The 20,855-nt window shown below is 41.5% G+C and carries 20 protein-coding genes; 13 read left to right on the top strand and 7 right to left on the bottom strand.

Annotated features, from left to right (window positions below; all coding sequences use genetic code 11):
- Window positions 1-8 precede the first annotated feature (8 nt).
- Window positions 9-2,051 (bottom strand): glycoside hydrolase family 97 protein, encoded by a 2,043-nt coding sequence (locus QL984_RS09410; RefSeq protein ID WP_016899330.1) that lies wholly within the window; start codon window positions 2,049-2,051, stop codon window positions 9-11.
- Between the two features lie 139 nt (window positions 2,052-2,190).
- Entirely contained in the window at window positions 2,191-3,054 is an 864-nt protein-coding gene (gene speE, locus QL984_RS09405; protein WP_290172533.1) for a polyamine aminopropyltransferase, read from the bottom strand.
- A 199-nt stretch (window positions 3,055-3,253) separates the two neighbouring features.
- On the opposite strand from speE, the gene speA reads away from it, so the two are divergent.
- From speA to QL984_RS09385, 4 genes are read left to right on the top strand one after another with little or no spacing between them, the layout of a single operon-like run.
- Window positions 3,254-5,134, top strand: a complete 1,881-nt coding sequence (gene speA, locus QL984_RS09400; protein WP_013466095.1) for a biosynthetic arginine decarboxylase — start codon at window positions 3,254-3,256, stop codon at window positions 5,132-5,134.
- Between the two features lie 60 nt (window positions 5,135-5,194).
- Complete coding sequence (locus QL984_RS09395; protein WP_008109502.1) at window positions 5,195-6,067, top strand: acyltransferase; 873 nt, start codon at window positions 5,195-5,197, stop codon at window positions 6,065-6,067.
- 18 nt (window positions 6,068-6,085) lie between these two features.
- On the top strand, window positions 6,086-7,006 hold the full coding sequence (locus QL984_RS09390) for an acetyltransferase (RefSeq protein WP_138764170.1): 921 nt from the start codon (window positions 6,086-6,088) through the stop codon (window positions 7,004-7,006).
- Window positions 7,003-8,253, top strand: coding sequence for a mechanosensitive ion channel family protein (locus QL984_RS09385; RefSeq protein ID WP_138764169.1), 1,251 nt, complete (start codon window positions 7,003-7,005; stop codon window positions 8,251-8,253). Before QL984_RS09390 ends, QL984_RS09385 begins: the two co-directional genes overlap by 4 nt.
- Here the strand turns inward: QL984_RS09385 and chrA are convergent.
- On the bottom strand, window positions 8,222-9,373 hold the full coding sequence (chrA, locus tag QL984_RS09380) for a chromate efflux transporter (RefSeq protein WP_138764168.1): 1,152 nt from the start codon (window positions 9,371-9,373) through the stop codon (window positions 8,222-8,224). The two genes, QL984_RS09385 and chrA, sit on opposite strands and share 32 nt — an antisense overlap.
- A 184-nt stretch (window positions 9,374-9,557) precedes the next feature.
- Between chrA and QL984_RS09375 the strand changes: the two genes are divergently transcribed.
- Both QL984_RS09375 and QL984_RS09370 read left to right on the top strand, forming a co-directional pair.
- On the top strand, window positions 9,558-10,190 hold the full coding sequence (locus QL984_RS09375) for an OmpA family protein (RefSeq protein WP_016899327.1): 633 nt from the start codon (window positions 9,558-9,560) through the stop codon (window positions 10,188-10,190).
- Between the two features lie 104 nt (window positions 10,191-10,294).
- Window positions 10,295-10,960, top strand: coding sequence for a hypothetical protein (locus tag QL984_RS09370; RefSeq protein ID WP_036957095.1), 666 nt, complete (start codon window positions 10,295-10,297; stop codon window positions 10,958-10,960).
- 14 nt (window positions 10,961-10,974) lie between these two features.
- Here QL984_RS09370 and QL984_RS09365 read toward each other — a convergent pair whose 3' ends face one another.
- Window positions 10,975-12,753: an ABC transporter transmembrane domain-containing protein gene (locus QL984_RS09365; protein ID WP_036957096.1), complete on the bottom strand. Its 1,779-nt coding sequence runs from the start codon at window positions 12,751-12,753 to the stop codon at window positions 10,975-10,977.
- Window positions 12,754-12,841: 88 nt separating this feature from the next.
- Here QL984_RS09365 and QL984_RS09360 point away from each other — a divergent pair, with 88 nt between their 5' ends.
- The 4 genes from QL984_RS09360 (at window position 12,842) to QL984_RS09345 (ending at window position 14,687) form a co-directional block, all read left to right on the top strand.
- Entirely contained in the window at window positions 12,842-13,240 is a 399-nt protein-coding gene (locus QL984_RS09360; protein WP_013466088.1) for a DUF3224 domain-containing protein, read from the top strand.
- 17 nt (window positions 13,241-13,257) lie between these two features.
- Window positions 13,258-13,440 (top strand): hypothetical protein, encoded by a 183-nt coding sequence (locus QL984_RS09355; protein WP_008109493.1) that lies wholly within the window; start codon window positions 13,258-13,260, stop codon window positions 13,438-13,440.
- A 9-nt stretch (window positions 13,441-13,449) separates the two neighbouring features.
- Window positions 13,450-14,067, top strand: coding sequence for a LysE family translocator (locus QL984_RS09350; RefSeq protein WP_013466086.1), 618 nt, complete (start codon window positions 13,450-13,452; stop codon window positions 14,065-14,067).
- A 77-nt stretch (window positions 14,068-14,144) separates the two neighbouring features.
- Window positions 14,145-14,687, top strand: coding sequence for a PH domain-containing protein (locus QL984_RS09345; protein WP_036957097.1), 543 nt, complete (start codon window positions 14,145-14,147; stop codon window positions 14,685-14,687).
- Between the two features lie 62 nt (window positions 14,688-14,749).
- On the opposite strand, the gene QL984_RS09340 is transcribed toward QL984_RS09345, so the two are convergent.
- Both QL984_RS09340 and QL984_RS09335 read right to left on the bottom strand, forming a co-directional pair.
- Window positions 14,750-15,094: a rhodanese-like domain-containing protein gene (locus QL984_RS09340; protein ID WP_008467278.1), complete on the bottom strand. Its 345-nt coding sequence runs from the start codon at window positions 15,092-15,094 to the stop codon at window positions 14,750-14,752.
- 5 nt (window positions 15,095-15,099) lie between these two features.
- Window positions 15,100-15,288: a DUF2892 domain-containing protein gene (locus QL984_RS09335; protein ID WP_008467276.1), complete on the bottom strand. Its 189-nt coding sequence runs from the start codon at window positions 15,286-15,288 to the stop codon at window positions 15,100-15,102.
- A 131-nt stretch (window positions 15,289-15,419) separates the two neighbouring features.
- Here QL984_RS09335 and QL984_RS09330 point away from each other — a divergent pair, with 131 nt between their 5' ends.
- Genes QL984_RS09330 through QL984_RS09320 form a run of 3 tightly spaced genes read left to right on the top strand, consistent with a single transcriptional unit; the run spans window position 15,420 to window position 20,063 of the window.
- Window positions 15,420-15,722 (top strand): metalloregulator ArsR/SmtB family transcription factor, encoded by a 303-nt coding sequence (locus QL984_RS09330; RefSeq protein WP_008467273.1) that lies wholly within the window; start codon window positions 15,420-15,422, stop codon window positions 15,720-15,722.
- A 5-nt stretch (window positions 15,723-15,727) separates the two neighbouring features.
- Complete coding sequence (locus QL984_RS09325; RefSeq protein ID WP_036957123.1) at window positions 15,728-19,003, top strand: efflux RND transporter permease subunit; 3,276 nt, start codon at window positions 15,728-15,730, stop codon at window positions 19,001-19,003.
- Window positions 18,993-20,063 (top strand): efflux RND transporter periplasmic adaptor subunit, encoded by a 1,071-nt coding sequence (locus QL984_RS09320; protein ID WP_128583458.1) that lies wholly within the window; start codon window positions 18,993-18,995, stop codon window positions 20,061-20,063. Before QL984_RS09325 ends, QL984_RS09320 begins: the two co-directional genes overlap by 11 nt.
- On the opposite strand, the gene QL984_RS09315 is transcribed toward QL984_RS09320, so the two are convergent.
- Window positions 20,060-20,737, bottom strand: coding sequence for a nitroreductase family protein (locus QL984_RS09315; protein WP_013466082.1), 678 nt, complete (start codon window positions 20,735-20,737; stop codon window positions 20,060-20,062). The genes QL984_RS09320 and QL984_RS09315 overlap by 4 nt on opposite strands.
- Window positions 20,738-20,855 lie beyond the last annotated feature (118 nt).

The following is a 20,855-nucleotide window of genomic DNA, read 5'->3' as shown; positions in this document are numbered from 1 at the left end:
TAACCATTTTATAGTGCTTTAAAACGAATGGCTGTACCACCACTGGTGGCCAATTTTAGTGTGAGTTTATCATTTGCGGTAACAGTGCGTTTTTCGATTTTTAAATCGTAAGGGTTGTTCTTCCACTCTGCCTTATCACCATCTTTGTAGATTTGCGCTTCAAACTGTTTATCTTTATCTAAGAAGTCGAGTTTAACCTCAATGGTGCGGGCGTTTTCATCAGTTACAGCGCCTAAGTACCAGTCATTACCAGTGTAATGATCGCGTTTACGTTCTTTTCGTGCAAATACAATAAAGTCGCCTACTTCTCCATCAAGCGCAATACTTTGTTGCCAATCGGTCGGTACGTCTTGAATAAATTGAAAAGCATCGGGCTTAGCTAAATAATTTTTAGGTAAATCAGCCGCCATTTGAATTGGGCTGTACATTACAACATAAAGTGCTAATTGCTTTGCAAGTGTTGTTTGCGGGCGATTTGTATCGCCACCTAAGCCATTAAAGCTCATATCAAAAATACCTGGCGTAAAGTCCATTGGGCCTGCCAGCATACGCGTAAAAGCAAGCATTGGAATGTGCTCTGGTGGATTGGGTGGCGTGCCCCATGCGTTAAATTCTTGGCCGCGAGCGCCTTCACGAGCAATCCAATTAGGGTAAGTACGGCGAAGGCCGGTGTCTTTTATTGGCTCATGAGTATTAATACTTATTTTATGTTTTGCAGCTAGCTTAACGTTGTATAAGTACTCATTAACCATAAATTGGCCGTCATGCCACTCAAAACGGGCAATGCCGTTTTCATCAATGCGTTTAATATTGCCACCATCGGCCACATAACCGGTTTTAATTTGGCTTACATTTGATTGCTCGTAAAGCGCAAAAGCGTCTTCCATTTGATTACGATAATTTGTTACGTTACCTGAAGTTTCATGGTGGCCAATTAACTGCACCCCTTTTTGCTTACCGTAGCGGGTAAGCTCCTCAATATCAAAGTCATCATATGCTTGGGTAAAGCTAAATACATCGCCATTAAAAAACCAGTCGCCATCCCAACCAGTGTTCCAACCTTCAACTAATACACCATCAAAGCCGTATTTTGCGGCAAAGTCCATGTAGTATTTAGTATTTTTTGTGGTAGCACCGTGTTTTTCGCCACTACCCCAAGTATTCTCATTGATGTGCATGCCCCACCAAATACCTACGTATTTGCCTGGTTTAACCCAGGACACATCACCGAGCTTATTTGGCTCATTTAGATTTAAAATAATATCTGAATTAACTAAGTCTACCGCATGTTCGCCAATTTGAATGGTGCGCCAAGGCGTATTAAATGCACCGTGCTTTTTGACTGCTATACCATCTGACCATGGCGTTAAATCGGCGCTAAAAGTGCCTGGGCGACGTTGGTTAAGCACCATGCCCGCATAATCGACTAGGGCTGCTTCATGAATACTGACATGCACGCCGTTGCCATTTTTAAAAGTAAAAGGGGTGTGAGCGAGTGCAGCATCTTGTAAGGCTGTGGTGTTGTAGACATATTCGTAACGATTCCAACCGCGAGCAGGTATCCACCATGCAGTGGCTTTATCGGCACCGGCGATGGCAAACTCGGTCAGCTCTTTAGTAATTTCTGTTTTTTCAAAACCGGCTTGTTTAGGGACTTCATAGCGAAATCCCACACCGCTATCAAAGGCTTTAAATCGCACTGTGTATGTGCCACCGTGGGGTGCGGGTTTATTAAAGGTAACGGCAATTTCATTGTGCTTGTCGACAACGGTTTGACGCTCTCCCCAAGGTTGCTGCCATTGACTATCTGTTTGTGAGCGAGTTACTTCACTAATAACAAAACCTTCATCAAATGGCGCTTGGCTTTTAAATCTAAAACCTAAATGTGACTGCGTAATAACAGGTTTACCGTTAAAGCTAATAGAATAGTAAGGAGATGAAGATTGATCAGATATGGTGATTTTAATTTTTTGATCAGGCGATTCCAGCATGGCTTCTTTTGCAAAAGCGCTGCTTGAAAGTAAAGCAACTAGCAGTAAAGGTAATCTCATTGTGTGTCCTTTATGTCAAATTGTAGACTATGAGCATAAAGTGAAGGTGGGGTTATTACGAGATGACTGCAAACGTATTCAGTGTAATTAAACACATAAAAAAGGGCTCTAGCGAGCCCTGTTTTATATTTATAACTTATTATTTTTTATCAAAAGCGCGTTTCATGTAATTAGGTGTTGCGAGTGCACCGTGATGAATGCCGCCATTGTAGTATTCACTATGCTGTGCAATTGTTGCTGCGCCGTCTTCTCTAAAGCCATTAAATGCCTCAGATTTGCGAGCTAGCGTCACTGACCATAACCCACTTGGGTAAATAGGTTGTGGGAATGGGAGTGTTTGTAAATCGTTAAAACCAACACTTAGCATAGCTTCGCGCATTTCAACCAACAGTGGCATATGCATTAATGGCGATTCACTTTGTTGTACCAGTATTCCACCAGGGCGAAGTGCGTTTAAACAGCTAGTATAAAACGCATGGTTAAATAAACCTTCACCTGGGCCTACCGGATCAGTACCATCAACAATCACTACATCAATAGACTCACCAGCTGCTTCGCGCATGTATTTAATGCCATCGTCAAACATCACAGTAGCACGTGGGTCATTATTTGATTCACATAACTCTGGGAAGTACTTTAACGACATTTGGGTAACCACTTCGTCAATATCTATTTGAGTTACAGTTTTTACGCTTGGGTGCTTGAGCACTTCACGTAACGTACCGCAATCGCCGCCACCAATAATAACTACGTTTTTTGGGTTTGGATGCGCCAGTAATGCTGGGTGGCTGATCATTTCGTGGTAAAAAAAGTTTTCACGGCTACTTACCATAGTACAACCATCAATGATCATTAAATTACCAAAGTCTGTGGTTTCAAACATTTCTACTTTTTGAAAAGGAGACTGTTTTTCATCTAACTTTTTGTTAATACGTAATGAAAATGCGCTGCCATCGCGGTCGCTAATTTCAGTAAACCACTTACTTTGATCTAAATTTGCCATAGTTGTTGTTACACTTTTGGTTGAGTATGAAAAAAAGGAGGCAATTCTGCCAGTGCTTGGCCTATTGCTCAATCAAATTTTACTCTCTTTAGCGAATAAAGTTAGCTATAAAGAGGGGAAAGTTCAATTTTTGTTAGCTTAGCAGATAGTGACGTATTAAAATGCCCCTTTACACCTAATTTAATAAAGAAGAGTTGCCATGACTTGGGGTTTAGAAACAGCACGTGCTACATACAATGTTGCTCATTGGAGCGATGGTTATTTTGATATTAACGCACAAGGTGAGTTGATAGCCTATCCTGATGGCGACCAAACAAAACCTGCCATTTCTTTAAGTCAGCTTACTGAGCAATTTAAGCAGCAAGGGTTAACATTGCCCGTACTGGTGCGCTTTACTGATATTTTAAAAAATCGTGTAGATACGCTCACCAATGCCTTTACTCAAGCGCGCACTAACCGCGAATATAACGGCAAATACACCTGTGTTTATCCTATCAAAGTAAACCAACAGCGCTCTGTTGTGAGTAAGTTATTAGCTCACCCAAGTGGCCTAGTGGGACTTGAAGCTGGTTCTAAACCTGAACTAATGGCCATTTTAGGGGTGGCGAAAGAGCCTATTACTATTGTATGTAACGGCTACAAAGACAGCGAGTTTTTACGTTTAGCCTGTATTGGTCAAGCAATGGGACACAGCGTTAAAATTGTGGTTGAAAAACTCTCAGAGCTAACCACATTGCTTGAAGAAATTGATAATTTAGGCATTGAACCGGCTATTGGAATTCGTATTCGCTTAAATTCGGTTGGCAAAGGTAAATGGCAAAATACCGGTGGTGAAAAAGGTAAGTTTGGTTTAACCGCAGGACAAGTACTCAGTGCAGTGGAAGTACTTAAGCAACATAGCAAGTTGCATTTAATGCAAATGGTGCATTTTCATATTGGTTCTCAAATCGCCAATATTCGTGATATCCATCGTGCCTTGCGCGAATGTGCTCGCCATTTTGCTGAATTAACTCAATACGGTGTACCGCTAAATACGGTTGATGTGGGTGGCGGGCTTGGCGTTGACTACGAAGGCTCTGGCTCACGCAGTGCCTGCTCAATGAACTACACAGTCGAAGAGTACGCGCGTAATGTAGTGAATGCATTTGCCGATGTGTGCGATCAGCATAACTTAACGCACCCTGCTATTATTACAGAATCTGGCCGTGCATTAACGGCTCATCATGCAGTGTTGATCACCGATGTCATTGATGTAGAAAAAGCACCGAATCATTTAAACCCAGAACCGCCATTGGAAAACAGCGCATTAGTGCTAGATGAAATGTGGCAATGCTTACAACGTTTGAACCCACGTATGGCACTTGAAATATATCATGATGCTATGCACTTATTTAGCGAAGCACACGATCAATACGTGCATGGTTTAGTGAGCATGCTAGAGTGGGCGAAAATAGAGCAGCTTTACTTTACGATTTTACACCGAGTTCGTGCATCGTTAAGCGTTAACGCACGCGCTCATCGCGAAGTGCTGGATGATTTAAACGAAAAGCTAGCCGATAAACTGTTTGTGAATTTTTCATTGTTTCAGTCATTACCTGATGTATGGGGTATTCAGCAGTTATTTCCGGTCATGCCCATCGAAAATCTAACGCAGCCGCTTACTCAGCGCGCGATTATCCAAGACATTACTTGTGATTCTGACGGGCAAATACGTGAGTACGTTGAAGGTGCAGGTATTGAAACTAGTTTACCTATCCCTGAATATACACAAGGTCAGCAGTATCATATTGCCATGTTTATGGTGGGGGCATACCAAGAGATTTTAGGTGACTTACATAACCTATTTGGTGATACCGACTCAGTCCATGTTGAGCTTAATGAGCAGGGATATGTATTAACCAATGCCATTAAAGGAGACAGCGTTAAGGATGTATTAAAATTTGTTGATTATGATAGCGAGTTATTAGCTGATAACTTTGCCACTCAAATTAATAAACTTGATGTATCAGAACACTGTAAAGAAGGGTACCTAGCCGAGCTCAATGCAGGGCTTGAGGGCTACACCTATTTTGAAGATTAATTTAGTTGCATAGTTAAGCGCGGTCTTAGTGGCTGCGCGATGTTTAAAGGAATAGAAGTAATGTCAGTTATTCGCAGTGTATTTAGTATTTTCTTTTATACAATAAACACTCTTTTTTGGTTTGTGCCTATTTTTATTTGTGGCATCGTTAAGTTAATCCCAATCAAACCACTACAAAAATTAATGAGCTGGACGGCCAAGCAATGTGCCTCTATTTGGGTGACCTTCAACACGTTAAATCAAACGTTATTGACGCCAACTAAACTTAATGTTATTGGCCTTGAAGAGCTTAAATTAAAAGATTGGTACCTAGTCATTGCTAACCACCAAAGCTGGGTGGATATTTTAGTGTTACAGCGGGTGTTTAACCGAAAAATACCTTTTTTGAACTTCTTTTTGAAAAAAGAGCTTATTTACGTACCTGTTTTAGGTTTGTGTTGGTGGGCACTCGACTTTCCTTTTATGACCCGTACCAGTAAAAGCCAATTAAAAAAGAATCCTAAATTGCGTGGTAAAGATTTAGAAACCACCCGTAAAGCCTGTGAAAAATTTAAAGAAATGCCAGTCAGTGTGGTTAACTTTGTTGAAGGGACGCGTTTTACAGCGCAAAAGCATGCGCGTCAAAATAGCCCGTTTCCTCACTTACTTAAACCGAAAGCGGGTGGTGTGGCGTTTGTAATGCAAGCCATGGGTGAGCAAATTTCTAAAGTGGTAAATGTCACTATTCATTACCCTGAGGGCATTCCTACCTTTATGGATTTTGCAGCCGGTAAAGTAAAACACATTGATGTACATGTTGAAGTAAAAGGCGTTAGTGACGACTTAATTGGTGATTACACTAATGATCCTGACTTTAGAGTACGTTTTCAAAGTGAATTAAATCGCGTGTGGGAAGAAAAAAACCAGACGTTGGTTAATCTCAAACAAAAATAACAAAATGAGCTGACAGTTATGCTAAAAAAATGGTTACCTAATTGGTTAAATGGCTTAATTGTTGGCTGTGTTTTATTTGCTAATTTAATAATATTTGGCGCATTAGTGCTTACCCTAGGGTTAATTAAATTAGTGCTGCCCATACCTGTAGTGAGTAAATTATTACACAGTGCGTATAAAGGGTGGTGCAAAGGTAACCGCTTAGGGCTGTGGTTAGGCTGTAATAATATTAAAGTTAATATTAGTGGGGAGGTAAACGCCAACAGTTGGTATTTGCTAATCAGTAATCATATTAGCTGGCTTGATATTGCGGTATTGAGCTCGTTGGATGCATTGCCAGCCCCTAAGTTTTTTTTAAAAGATGAGCTTAAATACGTGCCATTTATTGGCACTGGTGCGTGGGCGATGGGTATGCCCTTTATGAAACGAGTGACCAAAGCGCAATTGGCTAAAAATCCGAATTTAAAAGGCTTAGATGTCGAGCGTACTAAGCGCAGTTGCCGTAACTTTCGTCATCATCCTACAACCATAGTTAACTTTGTAGAAGGTACGCGTTTTACTGCGCAAAAGCACCAGCATCAACAAAGTCCTTTTCAGCATTTATTAAAACCTAAGGCTGGTGGAACTGCTTTTGCCTTAGAGGTTTTAAACGAGCAGTTTGACGCTATGCTTAACACCAGTTTAGTGTATAGCGGTCAGTCAGATCATGTGTGTCGTAATATTTTAAAAGGCGAGTTGGAGTCTATTCATATTACTATTGAGGTTATGCCAATAAATACACAGATGATTGGCAGTTACCAAACCGATAAGGCATTCAGGGGCCAGTTTCAGCAATACTTAAATAACTTATGGACAGTAAAAGATAAGCAATTAAGCGCTATTCATATTCAACAAGCTAGTACTGAATTAACACCTAGTAAGGAAATTGAAATACCATGAGCAAAACACACCTACAGGAGCTAATTACTCCTTGGTTTGAAAAAGTCCCCGATGCTTTTTTTCTCAGTGCAATCACCGCCTCATCAATTGGCATTCTTTCATTATTATTTGTTTACTTATTTACTCGTCGCTTAATGTTACCGGGTATTCAAAAGGTGGTGACTAAACTCTCTCCTGAGCGTATTGGTTCATTGTCACCTATGTTAACTAAGCTGAATAAACGAATTGCTTGCTTGTTATGTTGTGTACTTTTTTTAGCCACATTTGATAGTGTTTATCCAGTTAATGCAATTGCTCAAGAGATCCTTAAAACCATTGGCCAAGCATTATTAATTATTTATATTGGTTTTATTATTAGCAGCATAGTGAGCATTGCTGGCGCTATTTATAACCAATTAGATTTTGCTCGCGAAGTACCTATTCAAGGGTTAATTCAAGTGGTTAAGCTGATCACCTTTATTGTGTGTTCAATATTAATTGTTAGTATTGTGCTTGAAAAATCGCCGACTTATATTCTCTCTGGTTTTGGTGCTATTGCCGCTGTTACTTTATTAGTATTTAAAGACACCATATTAGGTTTTGTCGCCAGCATTCAAATTGCCGCTAATCGTTTAGTGACCTATGGAGATTGGATCCAAGTAGATAACTACGGCGCCGATGGCGAAGTAATTGATTTAGGGCTTAATACTGTAAAAGTGCGTAACTGGGATAACACCATAACGACCATCCCTACTTATATGCTGGTGGCCGGTTCATTTAAAAATTGGCGCGGTATGCAAGAATCTGGTGGGCGACGCATCAAGCGTTCTTTAAACATAGATATGAACAGCATCTTTTTAGTTGATGACGATTTTAAAGCGCAAATAGAAGCGGCTATACCACTGCAAGAATATATTCGACTAGGCACACTTCCCGATCCGGTGTCGAACTTAGGGCTATTTCGTCGCTATGCAGAGGGTTACTTAAAACAACACAGTAAAATCAATACCTCGCTCACACTTATGGTGCGTGAACTACAACCGCTTAATCATGGCTTACCGATTGAGTTTTACTGCTTCAGTGAAGACAAACGTTGGATATCGTACGAGCACTTACAAGCTGAAATTATGGACCATTTACTGGCCGTATTACCTGTGTTTGGGCTGCGCGCTTATCAAAGTGTCAGTGGGCAATTAAGCCCAGCTGACGGGGTCAATATGGCAGGTAAACCCAGCATTAAAGTGCCCAATAATGCTGTCCAAGGCTAACACCAATAAACAATAACAATAGCCACCAAATAGGTGGCTTTTTAATACGTAACCATGCAAACGCAGCAATCACTAATGCAATTTGCCAAATATTGCTTACGGCAGAAGTCCAAATGGGTGAATATAATGCAGCTGCCAAAAAGCCAACTACAGCAGCATTAAGCGCTGCAATTGAGCTGGCAAAGCGAGGATTACTGGCCAAGTTTATCCAGCTTTTTTGAAACGCCAGCATCAGTAAAAAACCGGGTGAAAATATCAATAATGTTGCGATTAGCGCACCCACTAATGGTTGTGCAGAGTTCAATTGTGCCCCCAAGTAGGTGGCTATAGTAAACATTGGGCCAGGAACGGCTTGGGCACTGGCGTACGCAGTTAAGAATTGATCATTACTCAGCGTTGGAACTCCCGCTTGCAAAACAGGTAATACAACGTGTCCACCACCAAATACCATGGCACCTGCTTGGTAAAAAGGCGCGAATAACGCAGCGTTTTCGCCAAGTGGGATAAAGCTGATGGCAAGTAGTAGTGCAAATAAGCCAAGAGCAATCCAATTGATGTTGGTTTTTTCTCTGCTAACATTTTCTGTAGATTTAGCTAAGTTAAGTAAAGGCCATAAAGCACCGATAATGGCAGCGGTTACTAAAATGGCGATTTGAGTGCCCAACATAGGAAATAAAATCAGTGCTAAAGTACTCATTATTGCCAGAAGTTTAAGTACCGCACTGGTGCAAAAGCTCTTCGCCATACTAAGGGTCGCATCAGCAACAATAACCACGGCAAATAGTTTCAAACCTGCAATAATAGCAAAATAAACAGCATCAAACTGATGTGCACTTATTGCAATTAGCACCATGATCAAAAACGAAGGCAGGGTAAAGCCTATAAACGCAGCGATACCACCGAGTACACCCGCACGTTCTACGCCAATAGCAAAGCTAACCTGACTTGAACCAGGGCCTGGCAGAGCTTGACTTAAGCTAATTAGCTGCGCGTAACGCGCTGTACTTAACCAGCGAAGCGAATCAACAAAGTGGTGCTTAAAGTAACCTAAATGCGCGGCAGGGCCGCCAAAGCTCATGCAGCCAAGCAAAAAAAACTGCCTAAAAATCGCAATTAACATAGTGTCCATCGCCTTTTGATAAATCATAAAATTGTCACAAACAAGTATGACATTATTATGAAACGCTATCACTACTTCCTTATTTGATAGGCAATATCAACGCTTATACGTTATTCTTCATTGTTGGTTCATACATATATTTGCATAATCGCAATAATAAATTCTAAATGAATAGGAAATTACCATGATGTTAACTAAATCACTTTTAAGTGTCACTGTCGTTGCTGTATTACTTTCTGGCTGTGAAATGAATAACACAGGTAAAGGTGCCGCTATTGGTGCAGCCGCGGGTGGTATTTTAGGTAAAGCTACAGGTAATCATAAAGATAAGCGTATTTTTATTGGTGCAGCTATTGGTGCGCTAGCGGGTGCTGCTGTAGGTGATTACATGGATAAACAAGAAGCTGCTTTTCGTGATGAGTTAGCGGGTTCGGGAGTTGAAGTGGTTCGTGAAGGCGATAACTTACGCTTAGTGATGCCCTCTAATATTACGTTTGCGACTGATCAATCTTATATTTCATCGGGCTTTCATGACACTCTAAATGCGATAGCAAGTGTAATGAATAAATACGAAAAAACCTACTTAAGTGTTGAAGGTCACACCGACAGCACGGGCAAAGACAGTTACAACATGACTCTTTCAGAGCAGCGTGCACAAAGTGTAAAAAACTACTTAGTGAACCAGCAAATTATGGCGGCACGAGTAAGCACGAGTGGCTATGGCGAATCACGCCCAATAGCGACTAACGACACAGCGAATGGTCGTGCGCAAAATCGCCGAGTAGAAATTCAAATTGTACCAAACACTCAAGGTTAGCTTTTGTAGTTACAAACCGCGTTTGCGCGCGGTTTGTGTACTTATTTAAAGGGCACTTTTAAATAAGTTAGTTGTCATAAGGAGTTCTTCATAGGGACATGTTTATGACAAATTGGCGTACAGCAATTATTTTATCGGTATGTTTACATGGGTTAGTTTTGTTTTTTTTAACTACCTTAAAAGCCCCTAAAATTAAACAGCCGCAATTAACGCCAATTAAAGCGTATATGGTGAATGTGCCTGCCAAAACTAAAGTAACGCAACAAGCCACTCAGCAAAGCGCTAATAAAAATGTTAATACAGAAATAACCCCAACCAAGCCTGTTAATGCAACCCAATCAAAACCACTAAATGCGACTAATAAAAAAACAAAGGAGACGACTGAGCCGGTAAGTACCACCTCCATAAACACCCACCCTGTAACCGCAACGTCTTATAAAAAGATCGACCTGAAAAAAGGGCTCAATAGTATTTTACAGCAACAAACTGGCTATTCTGATACTGCAAAGAATGACCCTCAGAAAAAGCGCATTACCGTCCCAAAAGAGCATGCAGGGAAGGTGAAGCCGCTATTAAAAATAGAGCAGCAAAATATGCAATTTACCACTTACCGACGAGGTGATAGCTGTTTTAAAAAGGTATCCGTTGGTGCTGGAGTTATGCCAAAAAATGACTTGCCAGATAGTTATATTGTTGGTGCAAAGTGCGATAAAACCAAGCTAACTGAGGCTTACGATACCGCAATGAATAAATGGCTTGATAAAAAGTAGCGACTAAATTGCAATCAATCTAGATTAAACTGTAATTCACATAGCTTTTGATACAAAGGGTTGCTTGCCATTAATTGCTGATGAGTGCCTGTGGCTTTTATTTCGCCATTTTCCATTACCACAATCATATCGGCGTGTTTTACCGTGGCTAGTCTATGGGCAATAATCAGCGTTGTTCTATTTTGCATTAAGTGCTCAAGTGCGGCCTGAACATGATGCTCGCTTTGCGCATCAAGTGCGCTGGTAGCTTCATCGAGTAGCAGTATTTCGGGATCTTTTAAAATGGCGCGGGCAAGTACAATACGCTGCTTTTGCCCACCCGAAAGCCTAACACCTTGCTCACCTAAAAAGCTGTTATAGCCTTGTGGTAACTGTTTTATAAATTCATCAGCATGTGCATGTTTGGCGGCCGCATAAACTTGCTCGTCACTGGCGCTTGGGTTGCCATAGCGAATGTTATGCATGACATCAGAGCTAAATAAAATCGGGTTTTGTGCCACCATGCCCATTTTGTTGCGTAAGGTGTTTAACGACAACTGTTTAATATCTATATTATGAAACTTAATCGCTCCGCTGGCTGGATCGTAAAAGCGCTGCAATAGTTCAAATAAGGTAGTTTTACCCGCACCGGAAGGGCCAACAATAGCCACAGTTTTACCTGTTTCAATATTTAAGCTGATATTATTTAATGCGCTTACATCTGGGCGAGAAGGGTAATTAAAACTAATACCTTCAAGTGAAATTGCACTGTTGCTGGTTGTTGCATGTAACTCATCATCTTGTGGAATTTCGGGGTTTTGTATTTTACTTTCAACGGCGAGCAGTTCGAGCAATCTTGCTGCGGCTCCTGCGGCGCGCTGTAGTTCACCATAAACCTCTGCAACGGTCGCTACCGACATGGCCACCATAATGGCATAAAACACAAAAGCACCGAGTTCACCGCCCGTCATAGTGCCTGCTAACACATCACTACCGCCTACCCAGAGCATGGCACTAATAGCACTAAAGGTAAGAAAAATAACAGCTGCAATTAAAAACGAACGTTGTTTAATTCGGCTTTTAGCCACATTAAAGGCCTTTTCGGTTTCAAGCGCAAAAGCAGATTGTTCTTGATGTTCGTGGCTATAACTTTGTACCACTTTTATGTTTTGAATGATCTCACCCGCGTAGGTGCTTATATCGGCAATAGCATCTTGGCTAGAACTGGCGAGTTTGCGCACCTTTTTACCAAACACTATCATAGGCACCAGTACTAAAGGGACGCAGGCCACAACGACCAAGGTAAGCTTTAAATTAGTAACAAGCAGCATAATTAAACCACCGACTAACATTAGCGCGCTTCGCAGTGCCATAGAAAATGACGAGCCAATAATAGATTGTAATAATGTGGTGTCGGTGGTTAAACGCGACATCAGCTCGCCGCTACGATTTTCTTCAAAGTAACTCGGGTGCAAGGTAACAATACGATTAAACACGGCTTTTCGAATGTCGTTACTGACTCGTTCGCCAATCCACGACATTAAATAAAATCGGCTGAATGTACCCACTGCCAATAAACTGATCAAACCAATTAATACCAACACAGCTTGTTGTAATTGCGCTTGCGAGCCGGCAATAAAGCCATGATCAATCACAAATTTAACGCCTTGCCCTAGCGATAAGTTAACTCCTGCGGTGGCAAGTAACGCCACTAAAGCCCCTAAAACTACCCATTTATAAGGCTTAATAAAATTGAATATAGGGAATAAAGCGCTAAAGGCGGCTTTATCTGAAGCAGGCTTGTCTGTAGGCATAGTAGATTCTTATTGATGATTAAGGTATAGATATGGCATCAATAAATTAAAAATCAATAGTATTAAAAATCATCAATAAGGAAAAATTATGACAACTAAACAGGTAACAGGCGAGTTTACCGTTTCATTAGCGCCTATAGAGGGGTATGCACACGGGCAGCAAGGCGTTAATTTAGGTCGTATGTCGATTGATAAACAATTTACTGGTGGCCTAACCGCAACTAGCCAAGGTGAAATGCTCAGCGCCATGACCCCCACCCAAGGCAGTGCCGGTTATGTGGCTATTGAACAAGTAATAGGCGAACTTGATGGTTTGCAAGGTGGTTTTGTACTGCAGCATTTTGGCACCATGGATAAAGGCCAAGATAGCTTGATTTTAAAAGTGGTACCCGACTCAGGCACTGATGAGCTCGCAGGATTAACCGGCAGTATGAAAATACGGATTGAGCAAGGGATTCACCATTACGATTTTGAATACATGTTATAAGTTCAATAAGGATTAAAATGCAAAAAGTAATCGAATTCAGAAAGGCCCGTTTTTTGGGTGGGGTAGATATAGTCGCACTAAATGATCGCATACAGGAATTAAACCAAGACGGCTGGAAAGTAATAAACGCAGTGCCATTGACAGGCTTTTATGGGCAAGTGCATGGTTATGCATTACTTATTGAAAATGAAGAAATATAAGGGTTACTAATGGCATTATCATTATGGTTTAGCTTAGCACTGGTATGCATGATGGGCGCAATGTCGCCAGGGCCTAGTTTAGCTGTGGTATTAAAGCATAGCTTAAATGGCGGGATGAAAAATGGCATGCTGGCAGCGTTAAGCCATGGTTTTGGGGTTGGCTTATATGCAGCGGCCTCATTATTGGGATTAGGCGCATTGATGTTGCAGTTTCCTACTGTGTATCAATTTTTAGTGTACTTAGGGGCAGCCTATTTAGCGTATTTAGGTTTGAAAATACTATTTTCAAAACCTAACGACAGCGAGCTGCAAGTTCAAAAAAGTGCAGTGAGCAGTTCTAAGGCGTTACAAGATGGTTTTGCGATTGCATTTTTAAATCCTAAGTTGGCAATTTTCTTTTTGGCGCTATTTTCGCAGTTTATCGATCCAGAAAACCTTACATTAAACATCGGTATTATTATGTGCTTAACCGTTTTTGTAATAGATACTGGGTGGTATTTATTGGTGGCTTTACTCACTGATGTGTCTAAAAAGCGCTTTGGCTTTACCAAGCAAAATGTGTGGTTAGATAGACTATTAGGTATGGTATTTATTGCGCTTGCGATCAAAGTGGTAATAGGATTTTAACTATCAAAGTGATTGAATTGCGTACAGTTGGTAATTAATGTAACTTAAAAAAACTATAATTTAAAAGTGATAAAACGATGTCTAATATAATTTTAAAAAGTGCCACTTTTGATAACAAAGTCAAACAGTACTGGATGTGTTTAGCTGCAATATTTAGCCTTTTTCCAGTTGTAACTATTGTGCTTTTACCCGTTGTATTGCTTTTGGTGTGGCTAGTCGCAGGGCGAGTATTAGCAGCTATGTCGGCCGATTTACTAGAGCGCAAGCTAGTGGTTAAACGTGGTATTTTGTTTAAAGAAGAAAAATCGATTCCGCTTGAAAAAATCACTGATGTGGGATTAAGTCAGGGGCCATTAATGCGACTATTTGGTTTATACCGCTTAAGCTTTGAAACTGCAGGGCAGTCTGGTCACGGTGCATTAGTATCGTTACTTGGGGTAGTTAATGCCAGTGAATTTCGTGAAGCCATTTTAACTCAAAAAGATAACCTCACTGCAGATCAGCCAGCCCAATCTAATAACGATGAACCACAAAGCCAAGTAGAGCTCATCCGCTCGCTTACCTACAGCGTAAAAAATATCGAGCAAATGTTAGTCAACTTGTTGGATGAGAGGAAGTAAGGCGCAGGTATACATTAATTTTCGGCGATCGGTTGATCGCCGAGAGATTTAATTTTTGGCCTTTAAAATGCCTGACAAACAGCTTCTGCTTTACAGGTAATAACTGTGACGTTTTCATAACCTACGCGTGTCAGTGCTTCAGCACTTAGTGTTGCACGCGCACCACTAGCGCAATGTAAGTAAATAGGGCGTGCTGCGTCTTTTTCTATTTCCATTAACTTCATTTCAAGTAAGCCGCGCGGAATATTAATTGCGCCGGTAGCGGCTTTGGTTGCATGTTCAGCCGGTTCACGCACATCAATGAGTAATCCTTTGTTTTCACTGATCTCCTGTTTAGCTTGTTCGGCGTCGATACGACGTTGATTAGGCGTAATAATTTTTAGTAAATCGGGGATAGATGTAAGCATGGTGATTATTCCTTAAAGCCAAGTTTGCGTAATAGAGTGATCATTGGGCACCAGCTAGTAAAAGCTGATTGGATTAAGTTTACAGCGATAAAAGCGGTAAAGTATATCCACTTCGGATCGTGATACGTTTGCAAAAGGATTGATACAACAATCATGATGCCAGCGATAAGACGAAGTGCGTTATTGAGTTTCATAATAGTAGGCCACTTATTTGATTGAGTACAGAGCTACTATATTAGATATTATTAAATTAGTAAATTCTAATATTAGACATTTCTTATCTAGCAATTTATACTAAGTGCATATTTTAGAATAAGAGCATAGTATGAAAATTGACTTTACAGCGATGGCGACTAATGTAGATCAAGCTGAGCAGCTATTAAAAATATTAGCGAATAAAAATCGACTAATGATTTTATGCTCATTACAAGATACCGAAATGAGTGTGTCGCAGCTTAACGAAGCCGTACCGCTAGCGCAGTCTGCGTTATCACAGCACCTAGCGGCACTGCGCAAAGCCAATGTAGTGGCTACTCGCCGCGAAAGCCAAACTATCTATTACCGCGTGATTGATCAAAATGCCGTGCATTTGTTAGGCACATTATATGGACTGTTTTGCAAGGGCTAAAAGTTATGAGCATGATTGATAACGCAGTAAAAAGCAGCTTAAGTGGCCGTATTCCGGTTATTATTTTTGTGTTGTCGATTTTGTTTGGCTTATTTGCTTTACAACAAACAGCGCGAGAAGAAGAACCACAAATAGTGGTGCCTATGCTCGATATATACGTATCGGCGCCCAACGTAGAAGCTCCAGAGGTAGCCAGATTGGTTACCCAGCCACTTGAAAAGCTACTTGCCCAACTTGGCGGTGTGGAACATATTTATTCCACTACACAAACGAATGCCGCAGTGGTTACACTTCGCTTTGAGGTTGGCCATGACCGCGAACAAGCTATTTTAGATACCTATGCAAAACTTAACAGTTATCAACATACTATGGCTTCTGTTATCAAAAGTTGGCAAATACGGCCCGTTGAAGTGGATGATGTACCTATTGTTATGCTGGGGCTATACAGTAAAGACCCACAACTTTATGGTGATTACGAGTTAACCCGCTTTGCTAACGAAATAGCCAACAGTTTACAGCGTATTGAACACACCAGTGAAGTAAAAGTCATTGCTGGTCGTAAACGAACCCTCACCATTAATTTAAATGCCAGCGCATTGGCTGCCCACCAAACAACCGTAAATGACGTTTTTTATGCATTAAGCGTGTCTAATCAACTAACGCAAGTAGGCAGTGTGGTTGATGGTCAGCAGCAAATTGAATTGCAAGCAGGTGATGTTCTACGAAGTCAATCTGCTGTAGAACAGCTAGTAGTGAATGTTGTTAATGGCAAAAGTGTTTACTTGCTTGATGTTGCAAACGTTATTGATGGCCCAAGTGAAGCTAAGCATTACCAATGGCTTGCTCAATCGGCAAACCAGCAGCATTTACCAATGGTAACACTAAGCGTTGCAAAACAAACCGGCACGAACGCTGTTGCCGTCGCCAACGATGTTCATCAAATGATGACGCAGCTAACACGCACGCTATTACCCACTGAGGTGAGCTATGCGGTATTAAGAGATTATGGCCAAACTGCCGATGAAAAAGTAAATAACCTCACTTCAAGTTTAGTCTTTGCGGTCTTTACTGTGGTGATATTTGTGGGGGTGTTTTTAGGTTGGCGTCCGGCGGTTGTGGTAGGGCTGGCTGTGCCTATTTGTTATGGCATTACACTCTCATTAGATTTTGCATTTGGTTACACCATTAACCGGGTGACCTTATTTGCGCTTATTTTATCTTTGGGTTTACTGGTAGATGACCCAATCACAGGTATTGATAATATTAGCCGCTTTTTGAATAAAAAAGGCGATAAAAAACAGCAGATTGTTGGTGCAATGAGCGAAATTCGAAATGCCTTGCTTATGTCGACACTCACTATAATGGTGGCGTTTATTCCACTGGCATTTATCACCGGAATGATGGGGCCGTACATGGCACCTATGGCATTTAATGTGCCGGTTAGCGTGATGGTTTCTACCATTGTTGCATTTTTTGTAACCCCTTGGCTTGCGATGAAGTTACTCAAGCCTGATAACGAACAACCCTCCGAGCTTGCTCCTAAAGTTGGTGCATATCAAAGAATATTAAGCCCATTATTGGTTTCTAAGGGGCGAGCAAAACTTGTTTTGTGGCTAACCCTAGCATTATTTATTATTAGCGCCATGTTACCCGTGATGCGTTTGGTGCCTTTAAAGCTACTCCCTTTTGATAATAAAAATGAGCTGCAAGTACTGATAGATATGCCAGAGGGGACTAATCTGGAGCGCACAGCTGCATTTACTAAACAAATCCAAACACTCACATGGCAATTAAACGAAGTAAGTGAAATAGCGGCCTATGTTGGCCAACCCTCTAGTATGGATTTTAATGGTATGGTGCGCGGTTATTATCGCCGTGAGGCAGCGAATCTCGCCGAGCTGAGGGTATTGTTAGTGGATAAGTCTGAGCGCGATCATCAATCCCATGGAGTGGTTATGCGCCTTCGCGAACAGCTCGCGATGCTAGCAACCGATGGCATTGTAATAAAAGTCGTTGAAGTACCACCAGGGCCGCCGGTACTGAGTACCTTAGTTGCTGAGGTTTACCGGGATGCTTTTGTTGATGAGCAAACACATTCTCACGCTGCCCAGCAGTTAGCTGCGCGTTTACAACAAGAGCCTCATGTAGTTGAAGTCGATACCTCAATGGTGGCACCCTCGCCATTACAACGTTTTGTTACCAATAAAACCAAGGCCGCACTCAGTGCGGTTTCAACTCAAAATATTGCACAAACACTCAGTATTGCCTCTCAAGGTGAAAACGTAGGTGTACTTTATGTGAGCAATGAAACAGAGCCCGTTGATATTAAATTACAGCTACCGTACAGCGAGCGAAATCAGCTTTCGCAATTACTTGCACTTCAGGTAAGGGGCGACAGAGATTTAGCTAAAACCAGTAACGAGTTTGGTTTTAGCAGTGCGCCAAGGCCGTTAGTATCGCTTTCAGAACTCGGTGAATTTACACAACATCATGTTGCTAAAACGATTGTTCGTAAAGATCAGCGCGACGTGATTTATGTTATGGCTGAGCTTAATGGGCGCACACCAGCGGAAGTGATTGCTGATGTGAATGCTGATTTAAATGTATCAAACGATGAGTTTGTTAAAACATCGTGGGTAGGTCGTCACTTTTTTAATAATGGCGGAACTGCTCCATGGCAATTACCAAAAGGAACCCATGTCAGCTTTAGCGGCGAGGGGGAATGGCGCATAACCATTGATGTATTTAGAGATATGGGCATTGCCTTTGCGTTTGCGCTCAGTGCCATATTTATAATTTTACGGGTACAAACACAGTCGGCGAGTTTATCGCTGATTATCATGTCGGCTATTCCGTTAACAGTGATAGGTATAATGCCAGGTTTTTGGCTGTTAAATCAGTTTGGTGAGCGCTCCATAGCAGGTGCCCCAGAGCCGGTATTATTTACTGCCACAGCGATGATAGGCATGATTGCCCTTGCAGGTATCGTGGTGCGTAACTCACTTATTTTGGTTGAGTTTATTAATCAAGCTCGCGGCCAAGGCATGGCAATTAAAGAGGCGCTTGTTGCAGCGGGTACGGTGCGAATGCGCCCTGTGCTCCTAACCGCAGGTACCACTTTGTTGGGTAACTTAGTGATCACACTCGATCCGGTATTTAGCGGGCTCGCGATTGCGATTATTTTTGGCATTGTGGCGTCTACATTATTTTCATTATTTGTAGTACCGCTTGTTTATTATTTAGTGTTTGCAAGCACAGAGGATAAAGCGCATGCAGGGTAAATCAAAACTTATAGGCACATTTGCCGCGTTATTTGTCATTATTATGGCTGTGTTTTATATGGCAGGCAGCTTTTCTGACAAGAAAGCTGCTGGCTTAAAAGAATCACAAATAACGAGCTATCAAGGTGAGCGAGTAACGGTAACGCTGCAAAGTATTGCAGGCACTGAGCAGGTACCAGGTAGTGTAATAGCAAAACAAAATACGCAAATTTCATCGCATGTTATGGCGCAGGTTGAGCAGTTAAAAGTACGTGCTGGCGATAAAGTCGCTAAGGGAGATTTACTTATTATGCTCAAGCAAGATGATTTTAAAGCGGCGTTAGCGCAAAGCAGCGCAAATATTAATGCGGTGCAAGCGTCGTTAACGCAAGCTAAAAAGCAACTAGCCAGAATGATTGATTTAAATGCGCAAGGATTAGTATCTGTTAGTGAATTAGATGACGCCAAAGCAAAGTTTGAAAACTTAACCGCTAATTTAGCGGTTGCTAAGCAACAGCAAACGCAAGCTCAGGTATCGCTTAATTATACGCGTATTACTGCCCCTATTTCGGGCGTGGTCGTTGAGCGTCTAACTGAACCTGGCGATACTGCAACACCCGGTAAACCGCTGATTACTTTGTATAACCCATTACAGTTACAGCTTGAATTTAATGTACGTGAACAACAAGCAGTAAAATTAAGAGTAGGGGACAGTTTAAATGTGGTATTACCTTCTCTAGATATAACAACACCCGCAACGGTGAGCGAAATTGTACCAGTGGCAGATAACGCGGCGCGCAGCTTGCTTATTCGTTTAGAAGCCGATGCGCAACTTGGTTTAATGCCAGGCCTTTATGCTCAACTACAGTTACCAATAAAAAGTACCCAAGGTGTATTAATTGATCCACGTTGGGTGCATGAATTTGGTCAGCTCAATATGGTGTATGTACTTGAAAACGAAACGCTGGTTAAACGTTTCGTGCGTTTAAGCAGTATTATAAATAACCAGCAACACGTAATAGCAGGCCTAAAAGAGGGTGATGTACTTGCTGTTGATTACATGCCAAGTCAAAGCGACTAAATAAAACTCGCAATTTCATCAATCGACTTTTTATCTAGGGCGTGCAGCGGCACTGTTGCATGCTCATCTGGGTAACCGGTAATAAGTAACATATAAGGGCGTTCGTTGTCTTTATCACGCCCACAAATATCGGTTAGAAAACTCATCGGTTTTGGTGTGTGGGTAAGTGTTGCAAGGCCTGCGCGGTGCAAGGCTTGAATTAAAAAGCCAGTGGCAAGGCCTACCGATTCATGCACATAGTAATTGGTGTTTTTATCGTCCGTATTTACACCCCCCTTTTTTTGACTAAACACCGCGATTAACCATGGCGCGTGCTCTAAATAGGGTTTGTTAGCATCGGTGCCTAAGGGTTTTAATGCATCAAGCCATTCTTCGCCTGCGCGACCTTCATAAAATGAGCGCTCTAGCTTTTCAGCGGCCTCTCGTATTTGTTTTTTAACATCTGCACTATTAATGGCCACAAAATGCCATGGCTGGTGGTTTGCGCCACTAGGTGCTGTACCTGCCGCTTTTATACAGGTTTCGATGATTTCTTTTGGCACTGGGCGGTTACTAAAGCTGCGAATACTATGACGGCGTTGACTCGTTTGTAAAAACTCATTCGCACGCGTCAGCATTTCCTCTTGAGGGTATTCTATAAAATCGGCTAATGGTTGGCTTTTATGATTTTGCATGGCTGTTCGCTTCTTATTTTTAGAGTGTGTGGTTTAAAATAGCAGCAAAGGCTTTATCTGCTAAGGTTTATAAAACCCGCGCTACGCATAAAATATTTATATCATATTACAAGGCTTA

The organism is Pseudoalteromonas sp. APC 3495 (assembly GCF_030407645.1).
GTDB lineage: Bacteria > Pseudomonadota > Gammaproteobacteria > Enterobacterales > Alteromonadaceae > Pseudoalteromonas > Pseudoalteromonas tetraodonis.
This window is presented reverse-complemented; position numbering and strand designations above follow the sequence as displayed.